Annotated in this window: 1 protein-coding gene and 1 pseudogene; both read left to right on the top strand. The window is 27.0% G+C overall.

All coding sequences use genetic code 11. The features are described from left to right. A pseudogene (locus AMO08_RS00080) lies at window positions 1-217 on the top strand (heparinase II/III family protein); the annotation flags it as partial. Continuing rightward, the coding region (purH, locus tag AMO08_RS00085; protein WP_075484198.1) for a bifunctional phosphoribosylaminoimidazolecarboxamide formyltransferase/IMP cyclohydrolase at window positions 217-1,702 on the top strand (1,486 nt) is incomplete at its 3' end. The pseudogene AMO08_RS00080 and the gene purH, both read left to right, overlap by 1 nt.

Genomic DNA, 1,702 nt, shown 5'->3' on the forward strand with positions numbered 1-1,702 from the left:
AAATTCAAAAGTAATGAAAACGCAAGATAACAAATCTATACTAATCGAAATAGATGAGGAAGGTTGGAAATTTAATTGTGATAACTTTGATATTAATATTGATAATGGATTATATTTCGGTAATAAAAATTCATATAAAGAAAATCAAAATATTTACATCTCGGGAATGAACAATATAAAAGAGCAGGTAATTAAATGGGAAATCAGTAAATTATAATGAGAAAGAAAATCAAAACAGCACTTATTTCTGTATCTGATAAAAAAAACTTAAAACCAGTACTAAATATTTTAAAAATGAACAAAATAAAAATAATTAGCTCTGGTGGGACCTATAAAGAAATTAAAAGACTAAAATTTAAATGTTTAGAAGTATCTGAATTCACTAATTCTCCTGAAATTTTGGAGGGTAGAGTAAAAACCCTTCATCCGAAAATTCATGCAGGAATTTTGAATGAAAGAGAAAAAAAATCTCACTTAAAAGATTTAAAAAATAATAATTTTGAAGATATTGATCTAGTAATTGTTAATTTTTATCCATTTGAAAAAACTTTAAAAAAAACAAGAAATCATAAAAAAATTTTAGAAAAAATAGATGTTGGTGGTCCAACAATGGTTAGATCAGCAGCTAAAAACTATAAAGATGTAACTATAATAACATCTTCGGACCAGTATGAGGAATTAATTCGAGAACTTAAAAAATTTAGAGGATCTACTTCTCTAAATTTTAGAGAAAAACTATCTAGAATAGCATTTTCTGAAACGGCTTATTATGACTCTGTAATTTCAAGTTATTTTAATAAAAAAACTAACACTATTTTCCCTAGTAAAAAAATTTTTCATGCAAATTTAATTGAGCAGCTTAGATATGGAGAAAATCCTCATCAACAAAGTGCAATTTATTCAAATAGCTCAAACATAAATTTAAAACAAATTCATGGAAAACAACTAAGTTATAACAATTATAATGACATATTTAGTGCTCTAACTATTTCAAAGTCTTTACCAAAAGGTAAAGGAACAGTTATAGTTAAACATTCAAACCCATGTGGGGTTTCTGCAAAAAAAGATCATTTAGAAAGTTATAAGTCTGCTCTTTGCTGTGATCCTATCAGTGCTTTTGGTGGTATAATTTCTTGTAATTTTAAAATTACAAGAAATTTAGCTGCAGAATTAAACAAGTTATTTTTGGAAGTAGTAGTTGCAAATGGCTTTGATAGTAGCGCTATGAAAATATTGAAAGCTAAGAAAAACTTAAGATTAATTGATGGTACAAATTATACATCGGGGGAACACCTTAAGTTTGTATCATTTAATCAAGGTATAATGCTTCAATCAGAGGACTTAAATTTATTCTCAAGCAAAAATTTTAAAATTGTATCAAAACGAAAACCAACATCAAAACAACTTAAAGACCTTATATTTGCTTTTAATATATGCAGATACGTAAAATCAAATGCAATAGTATTAGCATCTAACGAAACAACTGTTGGCATCGGTTCTGGTCAACCAAGTAGACTAGACAGTTGTCAAATAGCAATTAATAAAATGAAAAAATTTAATCTTCAGAATGATAATTTGGTAGCTGCCTCAGATGCGTTTTTTCCTTTTGTAGATGGTATTGAAAAATTAATTCAATCTGGTGTTAGAGCAGTAGTCCAACCTGCTGGATCAATAAAAGATAAAGAAATAATTAATTTTGCAA

This window comes from Candidatus Pelagibacter communis (genome assembly GCF_001180205.1).
Classification (GTDB): domain Bacteria; phylum Pseudomonadota; class Alphaproteobacteria; order Pelagibacterales; family Pelagibacteraceae; genus Pelagibacter; species Pelagibacter ubique_O.